The 22,161-nt window shown below is 32.6% G+C and carries 20 protein-coding genes; 19 read left to right on the top strand and 1 reads right to left on the bottom strand.

The genetic code is table 11. The features are described from left to right. Positions 1 to 3: 3 nt before the first annotated feature. Together FQU21_RS08705 and FQU21_RS08710 are read left to right on the top strand one after the other, a co-directional pair. Positions 4 to 1,191, top strand: coding sequence for an ABC transporter permease (locus FQU21_RS08705; protein WP_147677605.1), 1,188 nt, complete (start codon positions 4 to 6; stop codon positions 1,189 to 1,191). Further along, positions 1,188 to 2,393, top strand: coding sequence for an ABC transporter permease (locus FQU21_RS08710; RefSeq protein ID WP_147677606.1), 1,206 nt, complete (start codon positions 1,188 to 1,190; stop codon positions 2,391 to 2,393). Before FQU21_RS08705 ends, FQU21_RS08710 begins: the two co-directional genes overlap by 4 nt. On the opposite strand, the gene FQU21_RS08715 is transcribed toward FQU21_RS08710, so the two are convergent. Next, positions 2,390 to 2,959, bottom strand: a complete 570-nt coding sequence (locus FQU21_RS08715) for a DUF3575 domain-containing protein (RefSeq protein ID WP_317130652.1) — start codon at positions 2,957 to 2,959, stop codon at positions 2,390 to 2,392. The two genes, FQU21_RS08710 and FQU21_RS08715, sit on opposite strands and share 4 nt — an antisense overlap. Positions 2,960 to 3,745: 786 nt before the next feature. Here FQU21_RS08715 and FQU21_RS08720 point away from each other — a divergent pair. The 17 genes from FQU21_RS08720 (at position 3,746) to FQU21_RS08800 (ending at position 21,862) form a co-directional block, all read left to right on the top strand. Beyond that, positions 3,746 to 4,210 carry a UpxY family transcription antiterminator gene (locus FQU21_RS08720; RefSeq protein ID WP_147677608.1) on the top strand — a complete coding sequence of 155 codons (465 nt, stop codon included), beginning with the start codon at positions 3,746 to 3,748 and terminating at the stop codon, positions 4,208 to 4,210. 118 nt (positions 4,211 to 4,328) lie between these two features. Then, positions 4,329 to 5,447 (top strand): GDP-mannose 4,6-dehydratase, encoded by a 1,119-nt coding sequence (gmd, locus tag FQU21_RS08725; protein WP_147677609.1) that lies wholly within the window; start codon positions 4,329 to 4,331, stop codon positions 5,445 to 5,447. 1 nt (position 5,448) lies between these two features. Further along, positions 5,449 to 6,399 (top strand): GDP-L-fucose synthase family protein, encoded by a 951-nt coding sequence (locus FQU21_RS08730; protein ID WP_147677642.1) that lies wholly within the window; start codon positions 5,449 to 5,451, stop codon positions 6,397 to 6,399. A gap of 24 nt (positions 6,400 to 6,423) precedes the next feature. Beyond that, positions 6,424 to 7,854: a nucleotide sugar dehydrogenase gene (locus tag FQU21_RS08735; protein ID WP_147677610.1), complete on the top strand. Its 1,431-nt coding sequence runs from the start codon at positions 6,424 to 6,426 to the stop codon at positions 7,852 to 7,854. A 267-nt stretch (positions 7,855 to 8,121) separates the two neighbouring features. Then, positions 8,122 to 8,334: a hypothetical protein gene (locus FQU21_RS08740; RefSeq protein WP_147677611.1), complete on the top strand. Its 213-nt coding sequence runs from the start codon at positions 8,122 to 8,124 to the stop codon at positions 8,332 to 8,334. A gap of 251 nt (positions 8,335 to 8,585) precedes the next feature. Then, positions 8,586 to 10,037: an oligosaccharide flippase family protein gene (locus FQU21_RS08745; protein WP_187269351.1), complete on the top strand. Its 1,452-nt coding sequence runs from the start codon at positions 8,586 to 8,588 to the stop codon at positions 10,035 to 10,037. 13 nt (positions 10,038 to 10,050) lie between these two features. After that, the gene (locus tag FQU21_RS08750) at positions 10,051 to 11,064 is read left to right on the top strand and encodes a nitroreductase family protein (RefSeq protein ID WP_147677613.1); all 1,014 of its coding nucleotides are present in this window, start codon (positions 10,051 to 10,053) and stop codon (positions 11,062 to 11,064) included. Positions 11,065 to 11,091: 27 nt separating this feature from the next. Then, positions 11,092 to 12,327: a hypothetical protein gene (locus FQU21_RS08755; RefSeq protein ID WP_147677614.1), complete on the top strand. Its 1,236-nt coding sequence runs from the start codon at positions 11,092 to 11,094 to the stop codon at positions 12,325 to 12,327. Continuing rightward, on the top strand, positions 12,290 to 13,357 hold the full coding sequence (locus FQU21_RS08760; protein ID WP_147677615.1) for a polysaccharide pyruvyl transferase family protein: 1,068 nt from the start codon (positions 12,290 to 12,292) through the stop codon (positions 13,355 to 13,357). Before FQU21_RS08755 ends, FQU21_RS08760 begins: the two co-directional genes overlap by 38 nt. An 8-nt stretch (positions 13,358 to 13,365) precedes the next feature. Continuing rightward, positions 13,366 to 14,316, top strand: coding sequence for a hypothetical protein (locus FQU21_RS08765; RefSeq protein ID WP_147677616.1), 951 nt, complete (start codon positions 13,366 to 13,368; stop codon positions 14,314 to 14,316). A gap of 30 nt (positions 14,317 to 14,346) precedes the next feature. Continuing rightward, positions 14,347 to 15,351: a glycosyltransferase gene (locus FQU21_RS08770; RefSeq protein ID WP_147677617.1), complete on the top strand. Its 1,005-nt coding sequence runs from the start codon at positions 14,347 to 14,349 to the stop codon at positions 15,349 to 15,351. Positions 15,352 to 15,358: 7 nt separating this feature from the next. Then, a complete protein-coding gene (locus FQU21_RS08775) occupies positions 15,359 to 16,666 on the top strand; it encodes a nucleotide sugar dehydrogenase (protein ID WP_147677618.1) in 1,308 nt (435 codons plus the stop codon). 10 nt (positions 16,667 to 16,676) lie between these two features. Further along, a complete protein-coding gene (locus FQU21_RS08780; RefSeq protein WP_147677619.1) occupies positions 16,677 to 17,228 on the top strand; it encodes an acyltransferase in 552 nt (183 codons plus the stop codon). A gap of 13 nt (positions 17,229 to 17,241) precedes the next feature. Then, entirely contained in the window at positions 17,242 to 17,688 is a 447-nt protein-coding gene (locus tag FQU21_RS08785) for a glycosyltransferase family protein (protein WP_147677620.1), read from the top strand. Further along, positions 17,685 to 18,170, top strand: a complete 486-nt coding sequence (locus FQU21_RS08790; protein ID WP_147677621.1) for a glycosyltransferase — start codon at positions 17,685 to 17,687, stop codon at positions 18,168 to 18,170. The genes FQU21_RS08785 and FQU21_RS08790 overlap by 4 nt, the downstream gene beginning before the upstream one ends. Positions 18,171 to 18,701: 531 nt before the next feature. After that, positions 18,702 to 19,469, top strand: a complete 768-nt coding sequence (locus tag FQU21_RS08795; protein WP_246124803.1) for a polysaccharide biosynthesis/export family protein — start codon at positions 18,702 to 18,704, stop codon at positions 19,467 to 19,469. 8 nt (positions 19,470 to 19,477) lie between these two features. Continuing rightward, complete coding sequence (locus FQU21_RS08800; protein ID WP_147677623.1) at positions 19,478 to 21,862, top strand: GumC family protein; 2,385 nt, start codon at positions 19,478 to 19,480, stop codon at positions 21,860 to 21,862. Positions 21,863 to 22,161: the final 299 nt, after the last annotated feature.

Here is a 22,161-nt window from a genome sequence, read left to right on the forward strand (position 1 = left end):
ACCATGTTAAACCACTGGGGAACATATCGGGTTTTTAAACGAGAACTGTGGCGATTAGCGCAACAAAAATCGATACGAAACCTTTTTATCATCATGCCATTAGTCACGTTTTCCTTGCTAGGTGCAATCTACTACAAAGGCGCATTACGCGAAATCCCAATTGCTGTTTACGATAACGACAACAGCACGTTAAGCAGAATCTATATCCGGTCTTTAGAAGCCTCATCGACCTTTAAAGTCTCTCATTATCTCACATCGGAAGACGTTATAGAACAAGCCTTTGTAAAACATCATGTGGAAGGAATCTTTTACATTCCAAAAGATTTTCATAAAAACGTTTTAAAAAAAACACCGACAAGCATACAAGTATATACCAACTCGACTAACATTGTGTTTGGTAATTTAATCTATCGATCGGCCGTACAAATCACCCAATTAGTAAGCGCTTCGGTGCTGGTAAAACGTATGGCACCTTTAGGCATAAACCCCAGTAAACTGGCAGGCACCATACTTCCTATTCCTGTAAACACCCGCGCCATAGGCAATCCACAATACAATTACAGTTATTATTTAATCCCAGGCTTGTCTATCGTACTCTTACAAATGATTGTGTTTATGGCAGCCTCCAGAGCTTTTAATAATGAGTGGAGCCAAAACAGCTATCACAGCTTAGTTGCGGCATCCAAAGGTCGTATATCGACCATGATTTTCGGGAAGTATGTAGCCTTATCCGTGTATAGTTTTGGCCTCTGTGGCTTTGTTTTAGCCATCCTGTTTCCGGTATTTCATATTCCTATTTATGGGCATATCGGTTCCTTAGCGCTCTTATTATTTTTACTTATTAGCGCCAATATTTTTCTTGGTTTCGGTGTATCGCTACTCTTTAAAAAAGAAGTCATCGCCCTCGATCTCGCTATTATTTACAATTCACCAGCCTTTGTATTTAGTGGGTTTACCTTTCCTATTTGGGCCATGCCTTGGTTTAACGCGCAGTACGCCAATATGATACCTTTTACCCACTTTTTAACAGGCTTTCTTAAAATTTATCAGCTGGACACACCCATCCATTTTATATGGCCCGAAGTTTGGAAATTACTCGTTTTTGTAGGCTTCGCTTTTATATTGATTATAGCCGGAATAACCCTAAACAGAACCCTTATGTTTCCTGTTGAAAAAAAACCTGCGTTATGAATCTAAAAATAATATGGCAATTAATACAAAAAGAAGCCCTTTTAGTCTTAAATGACAAAAGTATCTTTCTGGTATTATTTGCTGCGCCCATTTTTTACTTTTTTTTAATGGGATCTACCTATGTTAAAAAGGATGAAGAAAACGTTAGTGTGGGGGTGGTCGATTTAGATCACAGTCAAAGTAGTCGGGCCTTTTTAAATAAACTGAATGCCACTCAAAAAGTCAACCTCAGCCATACCTATACCAATGCCTTAGAAGCAAAAAATGGATTATCACGTTTTGACGTCCAAGGCTATATAAACATCCCAAACGGTTTTGAAAAAAAACTACGAAGTAAAGCTCCTTCACCTATTGGCTTGGTACTAAACAACACACGCTTTTTACCGTCCAATGATATTAATAAAGCCGTGAACCTGGTGGCTTTAGATTACGCCCAAGACTCTCGAAAAGCCTTTTTTAAATCTAAAAACATCGCTCCGGAATTGGCAGAAGACTACGCCGACCCGGTATCCATAGCCGTCCATGCGGTATATAATGCCAATAATAATTACGGCGACTTTTTATTACCCTTTATACTCTTTTTAATTCTGCACCAAATGCTTTTTATTGGTTTAGCAGAAAGTGCGGCATCCGATCATGAACAAAAAGCTATAAAACGGGATTTTCAAACCAGTAAACACAACGTGCTCAATTATATCATCGGAAAAACAAGCCTCTATTTTATCCTATTTATGGCTTATATTTTGTTAGTCTTTTTAGTGGTTTTCCCCATTTTAGACTTACCGATACAGGGCAATTTATTCCAACTTATTGGCGTAACCACCCTATTTTTAACAGCCACCATACTTTACAGTTGGTTTTTTGCCTCTTTTTTTACGTCGCAACTTCGAGCCATGGAAGTGGTCGCCCTAACCTCCTACCCTATTTTTTTAATTACAGGCATCACCTGGCCTATAAATCAAATGCCGTTGTTTGTGCAGTATATTGCTAACCTTATTCCGTTAAAACCCTTTTTTGTTATTCTGAAAAAATTGGCACTAATGGGTACCGAGACATCGTTTTTTTATACAGATATCATCCAGCTTTTCGGCTTACTTTTAGGCGCTTATCTTCTCGTGTATTTTAGATGCCGTTATTTACAAAAAACCATCGCCGACGATACAGCAAAACCAGTACCCATACTAGAAAACAGCCCTAATTAATTCAGTTTATACGATAGCATAAGTCCACCGCGATAGGGAAACCACTCGCCACTTTTATTATATTTAATAGCGCCATCACCGCGATCACCCGTTTCCCTATTATAACCCTTATAAAAACCCTGATGCATACCTCCACCAAGAAAAAAATCGAGATTAACCCGATGGCTTATTTTTTTTTGAAACCCAATAGTAGCTCCCAAGGTATACCCAACCCCCTTTTGATAAGCACTATTTTTTCTAAAAAACTTAGATAACTTAAAGGTCGTCCCTCCAAGGTGAGCACCTGCATACCATCCTTGAAAACGTTGCTTAAAATAATACCGATACTCAGGAGTAATTATTAAAAACTTTAAAGGCGATCGATTAATAGATTCCCAAAACGAAGCTATTGCATCTATCTGAAATGTCGATTTCGCCCCCAAACTTGTTTCCACACCAAAATGCGGCATTCCAATTAAAAGCGTTGCCGCATTTCCTTTAATATAGGTTTCTTTATTATTCTGGGCATATCCCATTATAGTTCCTAAGCTCAATAAAATGACAAAAACACCAACACGATAATTCATAAGCATCTTTTTAATATTTATTTTAAAAAATACAAATCTAACATTTTTTCCTACGCGACACTTCAAAAGATAAAACCAATAAAAAAACCGATATATCTATCATGTACTATTTTATTGTCATAAAATTCTTCCATAAACCAACCTGCAGTGCTTCCCGATTAAAGTATTTTAAAATACAGATACCCTTACATCTCCATAAATTAAACAACCATTTACATCCACTATAATCGATAAAACACCTAATTAGTTCGATAAGTCAATTTTTAATAATTTATTCTTACAAATTTTAAGAATAATCTAAAAAAGAATTTTTTTTTAGTTTTATTCAAAAAAACCTTTACTTTCGCAATGTTAAAAACAACTAGATTAATAGCTAAAACATAATTTAATAATTGAAATTAACATCAAATTTTTAAACCCCTAATTTAAAAACTTGAATTATAACAAATCAATTATTGAATTATTAAAATCTTGATTGCTAGTCTGTGTTTAGATAGCTCTTGTAAAAAAGAGTTCCCTTGCGCATTTTGGCATCATGATATGTAATATAACATTCAAATAAACTGTATGCAGTTTATTACCATACCTTTTAAAAGGTCAAAAAAGTGTATGTATGGTGTTTGTATTATAACCAAGGCCTAGAAGTTTTATTAGTATGCATAGCATACTAAAATTTTAGTTTTATTAACAACAGATGATAAACCAACCAACCAATCACAGGGATAATTATATAAAATTCCTGTTCATTTTATCCTCTTACGAGGCGATAATTTAATCTATCAAAAAATGGACTGGAACGTTATATATGTAAAATCCCGAACGGAAAAGAAAGTAGAAGCGGCCTTACTAAAACTAGGGATAAAAGCTTACTGCCCCCTTGTTACCGAAACCCACCAGTGGTCGGATCGAAAAAAAAAGGTGCAAGTTCCTATTCTCAAATCTTATGTTTTTGTTCAACCCAGCGCAAAGGAACTTGATATGGTTTTTCAAGTACCTCATGTGGTGCAATATTTATTTTGGCTTGGTAAACGTGCCGTGGTTAAAGATCACGAAATTACAACAATGCAAAACTGGTTAAGTACATCTACCAACATACAACCGTTAGTAGAAACGCTACAACCAGGCGATCATATAACTATAAAAACAGGTCCTTTTAAAGGTAAAAAAGGATGTGTTAAAGAACTAGGAAAAAATAGAATCCAAATTTTACTTTTGGATTTAGATATAAAAATTACTTTAGACCGGAATTAACCCGTTTAAAGTAATTTTTTTTTACCTCTTACTGAACTCAAAATGGGACTCAGGAGGCGAAGCCGTGCAAAGCGGGCAGTATTTACGTAAATAACTAGCCGAACAATAAAAAGTAAAAATGATACAAAAAGTAGCATTTATCACTGGGGTCACCGGACAGGATGGCGGATATTTAAGCGAATTCTTATTAAAAAAAGGATACATCGTCCATGGTTTAAAACGACGATCATCTTTATTCAATACTGATAGAATCGATCATTTATACCAAGACCCACATGTAGAAGAACGTAATTTTATTTTACATTACGGTGATATGACGGATAGTACTAACATAATCCGACTAATTCAAGAAATTCAACCGGATGAAATTTACAACTTAGCCGCTATGAGTCATGTGCATGTATCCTTTGAAGTTCCAGAGTACACAGCTAATGCCGATGGCGTTGGTACACTTAGAATTCTTGATGCTGTAAGATTATTAGGTTTAGAAAAGAAAACAAGAATTTATCAAGCCTCAACCTCCGAGCTATACGGTAAAGTACAAGAAGTACCACAATCGGAAACTACTCCATTTTACCCACGCTCGCCATACGCTGTTGCCAAAATGTACGCCTATTGGATTACGGTAAACTACAGAGAGGCTTACGGCATGTTTGCCTGTAATGGTATTTTATTTAATCATGAATCTCCTATTCGAGGCGAAACTTTTGTAACCCGTAAAATTACTAGAGCCACCTCTAGAATAGCCTTAGGTTTACAAGATAAACTCTATTTAGGAAACTTGGATGCTAAACGGGATTGGGGGCATGCCAAAGATTATGTACGCATGATGTGGATGATTCTTCAAGCCGAAGAAGCAGAAGATTGGGTAATTGCTACCGGAAAAACCACTACCGTTAGAGATTTTGTAAAATTAAGTTTTGCCGAGGTTGGCATTACTCTAGAATTTAAAGGTGAAGGCGTTAACGAAAAAGCATACATTAAATCCTGCGATAATGAAAACTATCAATTAGAAATTGGTAAAGAAGTTTTATCTGTAGATCCAAAATATTTCCGACCAACCGAAGTGGAATTATTTATTGGAGATGCTAGCAAAGCCAATAAAAAATTAGGTTGGGAGTGCCAATACGAACTTTCAGATTTAGTTAAAGACATGATGCAAAGCGACTTACACGTTATGCAAAAAGATTGCTATTTAAAAGAAGGTAATTACCAAACCTTAAATTATTATGAATAGTATGGATAAACAAGCCAAAATATACATTGCTGGCCATAGAGGCATGGTAGGCTCTGCGGTTTGGCGTGCCCTCGAAGCTGCGGGTTACACCAACCTTATTGGGCAAACCAGTGCGACACTCGATTTACGTAACCAAGCTGCCGTACAAGCCTTTATAGAAAGCACAAAGCCAGACGTAATTATAGATGCCGCTGCCAAAGTCGGGGGTATTTTAGCCAATAGTCAACATCAATTTGAGTTTTTACTAGAGAACATGCAAATTCAAAATAACCTGATCGATGCGGCTCACAAACAAAACGTGTCTAAGTTTATTTTTTTAGGAAGCTCTTGTATTTACCCTAAACTAGCTACGCAACCTTTAAAAGAAGATTATTTACTTACAGGCCCCTTAGAACCTACTAACGATGGTTACGCCATTGCCAAAATTTCGGGTGTACGTTTATGTAAAGCCATACGCGACCAGTATCAAAAAGATTTTGTTAGCCTAATGCCTACTAATTTATATGGTCCTTTTGATAATTTCGATTTAAAATCATCGCATGTATTACCCGCTATGATTCGTAAATTTCATGAGGCTAAACTTAATAACAATGCCACCGTAACCCTTTGGGGTAGCGGTGCGCCTATGCGAGAATTTTTACATGTAGACGATATGGCCAAAGCCGTTGTTTTTGCTTTAGAAAATAGCCTGCCAGAACATTTATATAACGTTGGTACCGGTACCGATGTTACTATTAAACATTTAGCCGAAACCGTACAAACCATTGTAGGACACACTGGCGATATTGTTTGGGATGCTACCAAACCCGATGGTACACCTAGAAAACTTATGGATGTCTCAAAAATGAAGGCTATAGGTTGGCAAGCTACCACACCTCTAGCTCAAGGTATTCAAGATACTTACAATTGGTTTCTTTTAAACCACGACTCGTATAAAACAATCAAACTATAACTCCTTTCTATTATACCAATAACTATGACAGATACCGCCACTTCATCAACCTTAAAAACAAAAAAAATAACATCTATTTGCTGTATTGGCGCCGGTTATGTAGGCGGGCCCACTATGGCGGTCATGGCTCAAAAAAACCCAGATATTAAAGTCACCGTGGTCGATTTAAACCAACAGCGTATTGCCGATTGGAATGCTAGTGATTTATCGAAGTTACCCATTTTTGAACCTGGACTAGACCAAGTGGTGGCCGAAGCCCGAGGTCGGAATCTATTTTTCTCTACAAATGTAGAGGATGCCATTGACGAAGCTGATATGATTTTTATCTCGGTAAACACCCCTACTAAAACTTACGGAAAAGGAAAGGGTATGGCAGCCGATTTAAAATATATCGAATTATGTGCCCGCCAAATTGCTAAAGTGGCCACCACCGATAAAATTGTAGTTGAAAAATCCACCCTACCCGTTAAAACAGCGCAGGCTATAAAATCAATTTTAAACCATACCGGAAACGGGGTAAAATTTCAAATCTTATCCAATCCGGAATTTTTAGCAGAAGGTACGGCCATGACCGATTTGGCAAATCCAGACCGGGTGTTAATAGGTGGCGATCAAACCGAGGAAGGCCTACAAGCCATTCAGGCTTTAGTAGATGTCTATGCCACTTGGGTGCCGCAAGCACACATTTTAACCACCAATATATGGTCGTCCGAGTTATCTAAACTCGTAGCCAACGCCTTTTTAGCACAGCGCGTTTCCTCTATCAATGCCATCTCCGAGCTTTGCGAAGTTACGGAAGCCAATGTTGAAGAAGTGGCTAAAGCTATTGGTATGGATTCCCGTATTGGGCCTAAATTTTTAAAATCCTCTGTAGGCTTTGGAGGCTCTTGCTTTCAAAAAGATATTTTAAACCTGGTTTATATTTCTAAATCTTTAGGGTTAACACAAGTTGCCGATTACTGGGAACAGGTGATTATTATGAATAACCACCAACGCACCCGCTTTGCCAACAATATCGTATCTACACTTTATAATACCGTATCGGGTAAAAAAATAGCCTTTTTAGGTTGGGCCTTTAAAAAAGATACCAACGATACCCGTGAATCTGCCGCTATTTATGTGGCCGATAAATTGATTGACGAGCAAGCCAACATCAGCGTTTACGATCCTAAAGTTCCGGCTGCTAAAATGCAAGCGGATTTAAATTATTTAAATACCAGAACGGAAGCCGAAAACGCCAATTACCTGGAAACAGAAACCGACCCCTATAAAGCTATCGAAGGTGCTCACGCCATTGCGGTACTGACCGAATGGGACGAATTTAAATCCTACGACTGGCAACAAATCTACGATAGCATGAGTAAACCTGCTTTTGTTTTTGATGGACGTAATGTTTTGGATGCGGCAGCCATGAAAAGTATTGGCTTTCAGTTTAAAGGAATTGGGAAAGATTAGAATAAGTTAATAAATCATTTTGATATGATTTATAAAAAAGCAACAAAGTATTGTGTTTGGACAATTACTTTACGGGAGCTAAAAAAAGCGAAGTATTAAAGATTTTGAAAAATAAGCGTGTCTTTTTTACAAATAATTTAGAAGAAACTAATTTCGATGTAGAAATTGTTTTTATTTAAGTAACTACGTCTATGATAGATAGATGTTCTGCTGATTTGCAGTATTTATTTACGATAGCAAAACTGATTTGGGAAACCATTAAAAAAAATGATTGTAGTAGGCAGATCTAAAGTTCCAATTGGTAACGCAGATAAAATAGAAACAAAAATACAGGATACTTTTGACGCTTATGGGATAGCTATTAAATTTGATAAGGTATTTAACCCAGAGTTTTTAAAAGAAGGAGTATCTCTCTACGGTTTTATGAAATCAAACTGTGTGGTAATTGGTACAGATAACGAGTATGTTAAAAAAAACTAGAATTAACGAATATTCTTACATCAAATTTAGAATTGTTTGTGGAAACAAAAAATGAAAATAAGGTGTTTGTTGAAATACAATTTAATTCAAGATTTAAAGAACAAAATAAATATCTTTCAACCTTTAATAATCGTGTTGTTTTTGCAGAGGGATTCCTATTAAATCAAAGGAGCGGTTACTTTAAGAGATGTACGAAGATAAAATTTAATTTTATAAATACAATATTTTAGATGGCATCATATAGGTCAATAATGAAATCCAGTGGATTAATTGGTTTAGTTCAAGTTTTTCGACTTTTTTTTGCGTTATTACGCAATAAAGTAGTAGCAATTTTGCTGGGTACTGGTGGTTATGGTATTTGGGGGTTGTATCAAGCATATATAGAAATGATATCTTCGTTTTCCACCCTAGGAATTGGACAAAGTGGAGTTAGGGAAATAGCTGCGAATAAAGGAGATCATAAGTTGCAACTAACTTTAATATATATTATTAGAGTATCATTATTAATTATATCGTCTATTATATCAGTAGTTTGTATAATATTTTCTAAAACTATTAGCAAATCCCTGTTTAATACAGAAGACTATTACCTGGGTGTTATTGTTGTTTCTATCGTGATAATTTTTAATTCCCTTTCAAACGGTCAGAAAGCAATATTGAATGGGTTAAGGGAAATTAAATATTTAGCTATTAGTCAAATATATGGAGCTGTATTAGGCTCTTTAATCACTATTGTGTTAATCTATTTTTTTGGCTTACAGGGGATTCCATGGGGTTTGTTTGTAGTTGGCTTACTTTCTGTACTTTTTACATGGTACTATTTACATAAATTAAAATTAGAAATAGTTAAGCCAGATATTACAGTTTACAAAACAGAATTTAAAAAACTTATAAAAACAGGTTTAGGATATAGTGGAGCAGCAATTATATCTACTGTCACTGTTTATTTGTCAAGAATTTATTTAAACGATGCTTTTGATTTAAGTGCAGTTGGCATCTATCAGGCAAGTTGGACTATTTCAAATATGTACATAGGAATTATTTTAACTGCAATGGGAATTGATTTTATGCCAAGAATTATGGAGTTTATTGATGATGATAAAAAAATAAATTCTTTAGTTAATGAACAAATGGAATTAGGAGTTTTAATTGCTAGCGTAGGAGTTGTAGCGGTTTTAGCCTTTTCCTCTTTAATTCTTAACTTGTTATATTCTGAAGACTTTGTTATAGGGAGAGAAATTATTAAATGGCAAGTTCTAGGGGTGGGTTTAAGAGTCTTAGGATTTCCTTTTAGTCATGTTTTGATGGCTAAGAATAAACCTTTAATTTATGTAATAATACAAGCAATTCATTTTGGTTCAGATTATTTACTTTTAATCTTTTTTTCTAGCCATTTTGGCTTTGATGGCTTAGGTGTAAATTATTTTGTTGCTTATATTTTATATTTAACATTATCTTGGTTTTTGTGTTATAAATTAATTGCTTTTAAACCAAGTAAATTATTGTATAGGATAATGTTTTACACATTTATATTTATATTAATAACTTGGTTGGGTACAACTTATTTACAACGCTACTACTCAATTGGATTTGGCTGTATTATGCTTATATGCACATTATTTTGGGTTAACTATAGTTTGAATCATTATATGGGCATTAATTTTATTCAATTTTTAAAAAGTAAAATAAAAAAGAGAACATAAAACATCTACATTCATGAATACAAGGAAGTTGAAAAAACATTTGCCAGCTAGTGTAATTAGTTTTTTAAAAAAAATACAGAGTATTAAACTGTTAAAACAATTAAAAGTATCCTATAATTATGATCTTAAACGTTATTCAAAGCATTCGGACACGTTGAAGACTGATTCTTCATCAAAATTAATCGGTAAAATAATTAGAAGATATCATGTGATAGAGAAGGGTTTAACGATGCCAGATACTAGATTAGGATTTGGTAAAGATAGATTAATCAAACTAATAGAAAATTGTATTGACTATGTTGAAAAATATGGAACAGAAGATATTCAAATTAAACATGCGATTAGTGTGATTTTAGAGTATGAATTTTTTCATAGAGCTATGAATTTTCAATTAGATGATAATTTAATTTATGAAATTAATAGAGTCAAGAATTTAGAAGTTACTTCAAATATTAGTGAACAAAGAAAGGAAAGTAAGGATAGTTATTTCAAGTATACAAATAGTTCATTTAAAGAATTTGCTTTATCTAGATCAAGTATACGTAATTTTACGGAAGAGGAGGTTTCTTTAGATGTTATTAAGAATGCTTTAGAGTTAGCCCAATCAGCTCCCTCAGCCTGTAATAGGCAGTGTTGGAGAACCTATGTGTTTACGAATAAAAACAAAATGAATGAAATTCTTAAGGTTCAAGGGGGGAATAGAGGTTTTGGGCATTTAGCTAATAAATTAATTGTTATTGCTTCTGATATGTCAATGTTTACGAATGGTGATGAAAGAAATCAGGTGTATGTAGATGGTGGAATTTATGCAATGAATCTATTATACGCTCTGCATTACAATAATTTAGCCGCATGCATTTTAAATTGTAGTAATTCTGTAGAAAAAGATCTTAAATTAAGACAAATGTGTCAAATTAAGGATTCCGAAGTTTTTGTAGCTATGATTATATGTGGTCATCCACCTGAAAATTTTAAAATAGCTGTATCAGAAAGATATGCCCTAGAAGTTACCAATACCATAAATTAATATTTTAATAATTACAATTTGGGGATAATGAACGTGAATGCAAATAGAGTTGTAAAATTAAATAAAGTTCTGATAATATTTTTAATATTACAAGTTCATATGTTTAGTTTCAGGTTTATTCCTAGTTTTTATCTGAAATTATTGTCTTTAGTTATAACGTGTTTGTTATTACCTATAGCTATTAGAACAACAAAAATTAAGTTTAATTTTTCTGGCTATGTAATTGGAGTTTTTGTTATGTTGCTATTAAATATGTTAGTCTGTAATATATATAGTGGACAATCATTTGCTCTATATATTTCTGGAACTGAATTTATAAATATAGTTGGATTGTTAACGTATTTTGTAGTTCCTTTTTTTACAATAAATATAAATAGTATTGAAAAGAGCTTGATGTTTGTAGCAAAAATATTCTGTATCATTTACATAGTGCAATATTATTTAGTGCCATATGGAATTAAATTATTCATTAAAGAGGATTATGAGGTTTTACATGCTTCTTTAGCTCGTTTTCGACTAGCTGGTCAAGGTTTTGCATCCTTATTGATTTTTTATAGTTTAAATAAATTTCAATTAGATAAAAATAAAATGAGATTGGTGCATTTATTTCTTGGTTTACTCGTTTTAATTTTATTGAATTTCAGGACTCAAATACTGCTAACTATAATGATTATATTTTGGATGCTATATTCATTTAAACCTAGTTTTGGTAAATATATCAGAATGACATTTGGACTGGTAATTATTGCTGTTTTTTTGCTAAAAATTCCTTTGATACAGACAAAGATAGATCAAATGCTAGAAAGACAAGAAACAGGTCAAACGTTAGATAATGACGATTATGTTAGGAATAGAGCCTTTTTCTATTACACATTCGTGCTACCTACCTCGACAACGGAAAGTGTGTTTGGTTTAGGATTACCGAATGAAAGGGGTAAATACGGACAAAAAATTAGAAACATAAAACTAAAAGGGTTAATATGGGCAGATTTAGGTTTGTACGGCTTTGCTCTAATGGCTGGATTTCCTGCTGTAGTTTTGATGCTCTTATATTCTTACAAAGCAATTCGTTCAAAGATTCCCTATCAATATACATATATAAAAATGTGGTTTTTGTTTTTAATAGTGGGATCGTTATTATCAAGAGAGTTCTATAGAGAAGGAGCGTTTGCTATTCAAGGAGTTGTTTTATTTTTAATAGATATAATTTTAATAAGAGAAAAATATGAAAATCGGAATATTAACATTTCATTGCGTAAATAATTACGGTGCCATTCTACAGGCCTATGCTTTATCAAACCACATTAGACAAATGGGACATCATATTAGTTTTGTCGATTACCGTCCTTCCTATTTGGTTGATAAATATATTCCTTTTTCAAAAGAAAGAATGAAGAATTCTGGCAATCATAAGTTTACTTTTCTGGTTAAGGAAATGATTAAATTTAGGGGCGTAAAGAAAAAGAATAATTTATTTTCAATATTTAGAGATGCCAAGTTTGAGTTAACAAAAGTCTCGGATGCTGCTGATTTAGATTTTGTAGTTTTGGGCAGTGATCAGATATGGAATACCAAATTAACTAATGGAGTAGATGAATATTTTTTTGGTGGATTTGTAAAGGGGCCAAAATATATATCTTATGCTGCCAGTATGGAAGCTAAAATTAAAGAGAATGAAAAAGAGATTATAAGGGATAAATTAAAAGGACTATCCAATATAGCGGTGCGCGAGGAATCTTTGGCTAGATTAATTAAAGAGCGATATGAGATTAATACCTCCGTAGTGGTTGATCCGGTTTTTCTTTTAGATAAAGATACTTGGGCCAATTTTTCTAAAAGTTATAATGTAAAACAACCTTATGTTTTTGTCTATTATTTCAGCCTTACCGATGATGTGTTAGCTAATATTAAAAATTTTGCAAAACAAAGGAATTTAAAAGTTGTATTAACTTCCGTAACTCTTCTAATGAGAGAAGAAGCAGTGAATGATGTCTCTCCAGAGCAATTTGTTTGGTTGGTTGCGAATGCAGATTTTGTATTTACTAATTCGTTTCATGGGACATCTTTTTCATTGTTAATGGAAACTCCTTTTGTGAGTGTAAAAAAAATAAATAGTAAGAATGAAAGGATATCAAATATTCTTACAAAGGCAAATCAGATTTCTAGATTAGTTGGGAAAGAAGATTTAGACAAATTAGATTATAATAACTTAATGAGTAAACCTTTGATAGATGGCACAGAACTAAGTGAAAATATTAGAAGTTCTAAAGATTATTTAACTCAATCATTTTAGATTAAATTATGAGGTATCCAATAATTAAAATATATAATTTTTTTTATTCCAAAAATGCATTTAATCAATATAAAAAAACTAATAAAATTATATGGTTTATTTGCAATATTGGTTTTAGATTATGTGAAATAGCATTTTATTATTGCATAAAGCTTAGTTATTATTTATCTAAACCTTTTAATTTTAATGACAGTAATTCAGAAATAATAGTCTCTCTAACTTCCTTCCCTGAAAGAATTAATGATTTATGGATTACTGTAGATTCAATAATGAGGCAAAGTTACCTTCCTAAACGAGTAATTTTATATTTATCCATAGACCAGTTTCCAAAAGGTTTAAATTCTCTACCTAAAAGTTTATTGAGGTATCGTGAATATGGTTTGGATATAGAGTTTAAAGAAGATGATTTAAAGCCTCATAAAAAATACTTTTATGCAATGCAAGATTATCCCAAAGATTTACTCGTTACTATTGATGATGATTTGTATTATCAAAGGAATGCTTTAAGTAGTTTAATTAATATCCATAAGAAATATCCAGAAGCTGTTTGTGCTAATGTTGTACGAGTAATAGACTTTAATTCGGAAGGAGAGATTTTACCATATAGTGAATGGACTTCTAAGTTTTCATTAGAAGATTGTCCTTCTCATAAGATATTAGCAGTAGGCGGAGGAGGGGTTTTATATCCTATATCCTTATTTAAAGAGCGATCTATGTTTGATGTTAATTTAATTAAAGAAAACGCCCTTTATACGGATGACTTATGGTTGAAAGCTTACGAATTACTTAACGATATTTCAGTGGCTACAGCGGAGTATAAACATCTTTATATAGAAATTTTTGGCTCTCAAACTATATCTTTAAAGTCTAAAAATGTAAATAAAAAGATAGGTAATAATGACAAGGTATGGTCAAGGTTAAATGACTTATTTGAAATAAATAATTTATTACAAAAATAAAAGATATATTTTCTATTAAACATAAATACAATGAATAAAAATAAAGGAATCTTTATAGCTTGGATAAAATTTCAAAGGAGAGCATTCTCAATGCAACCGTTTTTTGATTTTGATCTAAATTTTATAAATACTAATATCAAAAAGAAGAAATTAAAAATCCTTGATTATTTAATTAAAGCCATTAAAACAGTAAAAACACTTTGCTTCAATAAAGATAAGGTGATATGGATTCAATTGCCCCCAACACCATTATTAACTATTTTATTGATTTATAAAAAGATTTATAAAAATAAAATAATAATAGCTGATTGTCATAATGGTTTATTTAATAAAAAATGGGAGAAATACTTGAATAAAGCAAAAAGTTTAAATAAAGTCGATTTAATTATAACCCACAATCATGTTATTAGAGATTTGGCAATAGAAATTGGTGTTGATTCTAATAAGTTATTTGTATTAGAAACTAAACCAGCTTATAAAAACTTAAAAAATGTTGAAAACTATATTTCTAAATATAATTCCCCTTGGATTTTAATGCCTTGCGGTTTTGCTGAAGATGAACCTATGTCTGTAGTATTTGAAGCAGCTAGACTAATACCAGAAGTAACTTTTGTTATTTCTGGAAATAAAAATAGAGCTGAAGGTATACATGATTTAACCAAAGCCCCGAGTAATATAAATTTCACAGGTTATTTAACTACAGAGGAATATGAAGGGCTTTTTTCTAGCGCTGATGCAGTTTTAGGTTTAACAACAGAGCATCACGTACAATTAAGTGTCGCTAATGAGGCTACAGGTTTTGAAAAACCAATGATACTATCTGACACAAAATTATTACGAGAGCTTTTTAATAAGGGGGCAGTATATGTAGAAACATTAGATTCAAAATCCATGTCTTCTGGAATAAAAGAAGCTATTAGAAACAAAATAGAATTAGGTAAAGAAGTAAAAATCTTAAAAGAAGAGCGTAACCAAAAATGGGAAAATCAGGCTCTAACAATAAAAAAAGAAATTAATAAATTAATTGTAAAATAAAAGTTATATGAAAATTAGTATTTTCGGTTTAGGTTATGTTGGTTGTGTAAGTATTGGTTGTTTAGCAAAAAACGGTAATCAAGTTATTGGTGTAGACGTTAGTGAAACTAAAGTTGGTCAAATAAATAAAGGGCAAGCTACAATTATAGAAAAAGATATAGATGTAATAATTAAGGAACAAAGAGACTTAGGAAATATTTCAGCAACAACTGATGTAAACCAAGCTGTATCTAATACAGAAATAAGTATCGTTGCTGTAGGAACTCCTAGTAGTACAAAAGGTCATCTTAATTTAAAATATATATTTAAGGTAGCTGAAAATATTGGACTTGCATTACAAACTAAAGACAGTTTCCATACTATAGCAATTAGATCTACAATTATGCCTGGAACATGTGATAAATTTGCATCTATAGTTGAAGAAACATCAGGTAAAAAAAGAAATGTAGATTTTGCTATTGTTGATAACCCTGAATTCTTGAGAGAAGGTACAGCTGTTGATGATTACTATAATCCTCCTTTAACTTTAATAGGATCTGATAATAAAGATGCTGCAAATAAAATAGCAAGATTATATGACATGTTGCCTGGGGAAATTATTATAACAGATTTAAGAGTTGCAGAAATTATGAAGTATATTAATAATACGTTTCATGCTCTTAAAATATCATTTGCAAATGAAGTTGGTAATATATGTAAAGAATTAAGTATCAATTCTCATGAAGTAATGAATATTTTTTGTAAGGATAAACAATTGAATATTTCACCATATTATTTTAAACCAGGTTTTTCTTATGGAGGGTCTTGTTTGCCTAAAGATTTAAAAGGGCTCCAAACTTTAGCTCATGATTTATATTTAGAAGTTCCAGTTATTGATAGTATTAATAAAACTAACAATATACAAATAGATAGAGCAATTAAGTTAATTTATAAGCATTGGAATAAGAAATTAGGTTTCTTAGGTTTAAGCTTTAAAGCTGGAACAGATGATTTAAGAAATAGTCCTGCTGTAGCTGTTATTGAAGCATTACTTGGTAAAGGGTGTGATATAGGGGTTTATGATGAAAATATAAACGTATCTTTATTAATAGGTACAAATAAAGAGTTTATAAATGCTAAAATACCACATTTATCTAATTTACTAATTCAAGACGCTGATAAACTTGTTTCTGATTCAGAAGTTATTATTGTAAATACTAAAGAAAAAGAATTTTCTAATTTATTAAAAGATGCTTCTGATAAGATAATAATAGATTTTGTCAATTTAGATGAAGAAATAAAGAAATTCCCTAATTATATAGGAATAAATTGGTAATCTAATTTTTATGAAAACTAAAAAAAAATCTTTAAAACTTCAAGTTAGATATCTATTAGTTGCCGTTATAAATTTAGTATATAATTTTATACCTTTTTTTTTAAGAAATTTATTTTTAAAGTTTATTAAAATAAAAGTAGGGAAAAAAACTTACATTCATAGAGGAGTTCGTTTTTTTCATATTGGTAAAATTAAGATAGGTAATAATTCAACAATAAATTTTAATTGTTTTTTAGATAATAGAGTTGGTATAGAAATAGGGAACAATGTTGGTATTGCTCATTGCACTAAAATATATTCACTCGGTCATGATATTGATGATCCTGAATTTAAAGCTTTTGGAAAGGAAGTTGTAATAGAAGATAACGTTTTCATTTTTTCAAATTGTTTAATTATGCCTGGTGTAACCATAGGTGAAGGAGCAATAGTTTTAACAGGTGCAGTTGTAACAAAAAATGTTTTGCCTTTTACCGTAGTAGGCGGAAGTCCAGCAAAAAAAATTAGAATGAGAAGTAATGAAATTAAATATAAAAGAGACCATGGATATTGGTTTGCTTCTTAATAATCTTAAAATTATGAAAAAAGTATTAGCCGTAGCATCTGTTGGAGGACACTGGATACAATTGACAAGATTACAACCTGCCTTTGAAGATATGGATTTGACTTTTATGACTACAAAACAATCTTTTAAAGAGATGGTTCCAAATTATAAATTTCATGTTATTAATGATGCTAATCGAAATAACAAAATAAAACTAGTTAAAGTTTTTTTTGATATTTTTATTAAAATTGTTAAAATAAAACCGGATATAATCATTACTACTGGAGCCGCACCAGGATTAATGGCAATTATTGCGGGAAAACTTATTGGAGTTAAAACTATTTGGATAGACAGTATTGCAAATGTTGAAGAATTATCTATGAGCGGAAAAATTGCTTCCAAAATAGCCAATCGGGTTTATACCCAATGGGAAGATCTGTCAAATGATAAAATAATTTTTAAAGGTAATATAATAGGATGATTTTTGTAACTATAGGAACTCAAGAGCCTTTTGATAGGTTAATCAAATTAGTTGATGAATTAGCTAAAGATTATAACCATGAAATTATAGCACAGGTTTTTAATTCTAATTATAAATCTGAAAATTTAACTATTATTGACTTTGTTAACCCCAAAGAGTATGAAAACTTATTTAAAAAAGCTGATTTAATTATTAGTCATGCAGGTATGGGATCAATAATATCTGCATTATCTATAAGTAAACCAATCATTGTAATGCCAAGAAAAGCAAGTTTAGGAGAACATAGGAATGAACATCAGCTAGCAACAGCAAAAAAAATGGGTGCAATAGAAGGTGTCTATGTTGTAAATGGCAAAGAAGATTTAAAGGCGAATATGGATTTTCTCTTAGAAAATAAAAATGAAAAAGTTTTTAAATTCTCTAATATGGCCTCTCAAAGTCTATTAGCTTCAATAAAAAACTACATAAATAGTTTAAATTAATATAATTTTTTACGTTAATTGTTTTTATTTTTTTTGTTCATGTACTCTCAAAAAGATGAATTTTTATAAAGTAAATATTTTGGATGTATTTAATGGAATTGGCTCATCTTCAAAAAATAAAGAGTGTTAAAACCCAATCTTTAAATCTAATTATAAAGAAAGTTAATGAAATAATTAAAGATGATTCAGAATCCTTATTTGATGAATCAGGTTTATGTAGATTATTATATTTCAAAAAAAAAAAGAATATCATATTTAATTGCATTGACAAGGGCAGAATGTTTAACGAACAATAATAAATATGTGCCTGTAATAAAAGATATAATTAATGTAAATTATGACTTTATTATAAGACATGAACTTATAAATATATGGAAAAGAAATTTGTAATCGAAAATAACTATATATGGAAATTTTTACTTTTACCTTTCTCAAATAATGCCTAAATTCGCAGGTATTTTGTCTATACACTCTTGCTAAAACCTAAAAAAATAAACAACATACGCAACAGAACTAATGACTTATATGACTATGAAACAGATATTCCCCACCCTACTTATAACGGTTAGCGTATTACTACTTTTTAACAGTTGCGCCCCGGCTAAAAACATTCAATACTTTAATACCCCAGAGGATCAAGTTTTAAAGAATGTCGCAGCGGCCTTTGAAGCCACCATACAAAGTGGCGATTTATTATTTATTAACGTGTCCGCCATTAATGCAGAAGCCACTATACCCTTTAACCTCTACGAAACCCCTGTATTTCAAAATTACGTAGGGAATACAAAGCCCATTTCTTATTTAGTGGACGATGATGGCTATATCAATTTCCCGGTATTAGGACCTCTACACGTAGCAGGATTGACCACAAAACAATTGGTTCAAAAACTAGAAACCGATTTAATAGAATATATTAACAACCCCACCATCAACATCCGTTTTGCTAACTTTAGAGTCTCGGTGTTGGGCGAAGTGGCCAGACCGGGCAGCTTTAAAGTGACTAACGAGCGCATTTCTATTATTGAAGCCATCGCATTGGCCGGAGATTTAACCATTTATGGCCAACGTACCCATGTGTTGTTGATTCGTGTCGAAAACGGCGAAAAAGTATTTATCCCTATCGATTTAACTAAAAAAGACCTCTTTAATTCGCCCTATTACAATTTAAAACAAAACGATATTATCTACATCGCCCCAAATAAAACCCGAGTAAACGCCGCTGCCGTAGGCCCTAATACCAGTGTCATCATTTCTTCGGCCTCTTTATTGATTACTCTTTTAGCCCTAATTTTAAAGTAAAAAGTAACATGAGTATGCAAGACAAAGAACAGTTTCAAAATTACATGTTAACTGAGGACGACAACATCAATATTCGTCAAGAAACAGAAAAATACCTCATCTATTGGAAATGGTTTGCCTTAGGCCTAGTTTTAGCCTGTATAGCTGCTTTTCTCTATATACGTTATACTCCTAACTCCTACGAAGTGGCTACAACCATTTTAATCGATGATGAGTCTAGTGGCGGATTGCCTTCTGAATTAGAAGCTTTTAAAGAATTAGGGTTGGGTGGCAATAAAAAAAACATAGAAAACGAAATGGGCATTTTAAAATCCCTTAGTTTAATAACCCGAGTCGTAGAACAATTAGAGCTTAATATTTCGTATTTTAAAAAGGGACAAGTACGGGATGTTGAAATTTATAAGGAACAGCTCCCTTTTAAGGCCTCTTTTTTTATTAAGGACTCCACCTTTTTTGAGCAAGATTCCTTATTAACAATTAAGCTACTTTCGGATACTACCTTTGAGCTCGCCTATAAAGAAGGAATAGAAGGTGTTTCACATAACTATGGAGAAATGGCTAGCATCCCTTTTGGAGAACTCATGATCACCCCAATGGAACTCAAGCCAACTGATCTAAATACCGAATATTTACTCCAAATTGAACCTCTAAAATTGGTAGCAAATCGTTATAAAGAGGATATTAGCGTCGATTTGTTATTCGAAGAATCAACTATACTTGAACTCAAATTAACGAGTCATGTCAAACTAAAAGCCCAACGTATTTTAGACGAACTCGTCCGTCAATACAACAAGGATGCTATTGAATACAAAAGTTTAATTGGGAATAATACGGATACTTTTATTAATGAGCGTTTAAAACTTATCGAAAAAGATTTAGAACAGATTGATAAAACCGCCGAAACCTTTAAAACCGATAATAGCTTAACTGATATTCCCTTGGAAGCCTCTATGGTTTTAGAGAGCAACGCCGTAGTAGAAAAACAAATAATAGATTTAAACACACAATTAAAACTGATTAATTATGTGACGGCTCACCTAGATGCCGACTCCAATAATTTAATTCCAGAAAATTTAGGGATTAACGCGCCTGAGGTAAACGCGAGTAGCAGCCAATACAATAAAATAGTCTTGGAACGCAATAGAATCGCCCAAAGTTCAGGAAAAAACAACCCGATTTTGCTTAACTTAGATGCGCAATTAGCGCAATTACGCAACAGCATTATCCAAGGCTTGGGCAATTTAAAGGAAAGTTTAAATATTACGTTACAACAAGCCCGCGCTCAAGAACGCACCATTGACAGCCGCATTAGTGCCGCCCCTAAAAAAGAACGGGAATTTAGAGACATCCTACGTCAGCAAGAAATTATTGAAACCCTCTATTTATTTTTACTTAAAAAACGAGAAGAAAACGCCATTACTTTAGCGGTAACGGTGCCCAATGCCAAACTGATTGATGCGGCCGATGGGAGTGATCTTCCAGTAAGCCCAAAGCGTAAAATAGTGTTACTTGCTGCTATATTGCTTGGTTTACTTATTCCCTTTGGTATTATATATCTCCGCTTTTTACTAGATAATACTATACACCACCAAGAGGATATTGAAGATAAAATAAAAGCCCCAATTATTGGTAATATTCCCAAAACCGCTGAGGAGAATAAAATTATTACCCGATCGGATCGTGGGAATGTGGCCGAAGCCTTTAGAATGTTACGGACCAACATGAACTTTATGTTGGATAGTGGTGCGGCACCATGCAAAACCATATACATCACCTCTACCGTTGCTGGAGAAGGTAAAACCTTTGTTACTATTAATTTAGCAACTGTCTTGGCCATGTCTAATAAAAAGGTACTTATTCTAGGAGCGGATATCCGGAAACCTAAGTTAGCCCAATACCTCAATATGGAAACCACAGAAAATGGACTGAGTGTATATCTAGCCGATAGTAGTACCGATATAACAAGTATAATACAACGAGTACCTAGTAGAGAGTTTGATATCATCCAATCTGGAATGGTACCACCAAACCCTTCTGAACTCTTAATTAATGGTCGTTTTAAAGAGGTTTTAGCCTATGCGAAACAACATTACGATTATATTCTTGTGGATACCGCACCAGTAAACATGGTAACAGATACACTACAAATAGCCAATAAAGCTGATTTATTTATATATATTGTACGCGCCAACTATTTAGACAAACGTCTTTTAGAAATTCCTAAAAAATTATATACCGAAAAACGTATTCCAAACATGACCGTTATTTTAAACGCTACTGATGCCAAAAAAGGTTATGGTTATGGTTATGGTTATGGCTACGGTTACGGTTATGGCTATAGCGAAACAGAGGACAAGCCATCTTGGTTTAAACGCCTGTTTAGCAAAAACTAATCGTGAATAAACACCCAGCTTACTTTGCGCAGGTATAGCCAAGCAATAAAAACACCGCCTAATGTACTTACAAATACTGTAATAAAGGGCGGTTTTTTTATGTTGTAATTAATTTGTAATCGTGTAAAAATCCCCGTTATCGCCTTATATGAAAGGGGCTTCCTATTGTAGCGGTAATATAAAATTTGTTGTGTAACTCCATTATGTAGGCTTCCCCTTTTTAGGACACATTAAAGTTCGATAAATAATTATTATTTAGGTCAGATTTGATGAAGAATTTAAATTCTTCATCAAATCTG

The sequence above is a fragment of the Algibacter pacificus genome (assembly GCF_008033385.1).
GTDB lineage: Bacteria > Bacteroidota > Bacteroidia > Flavobacteriales > Flavobacteriaceae > Algibacter > Algibacter pacificus.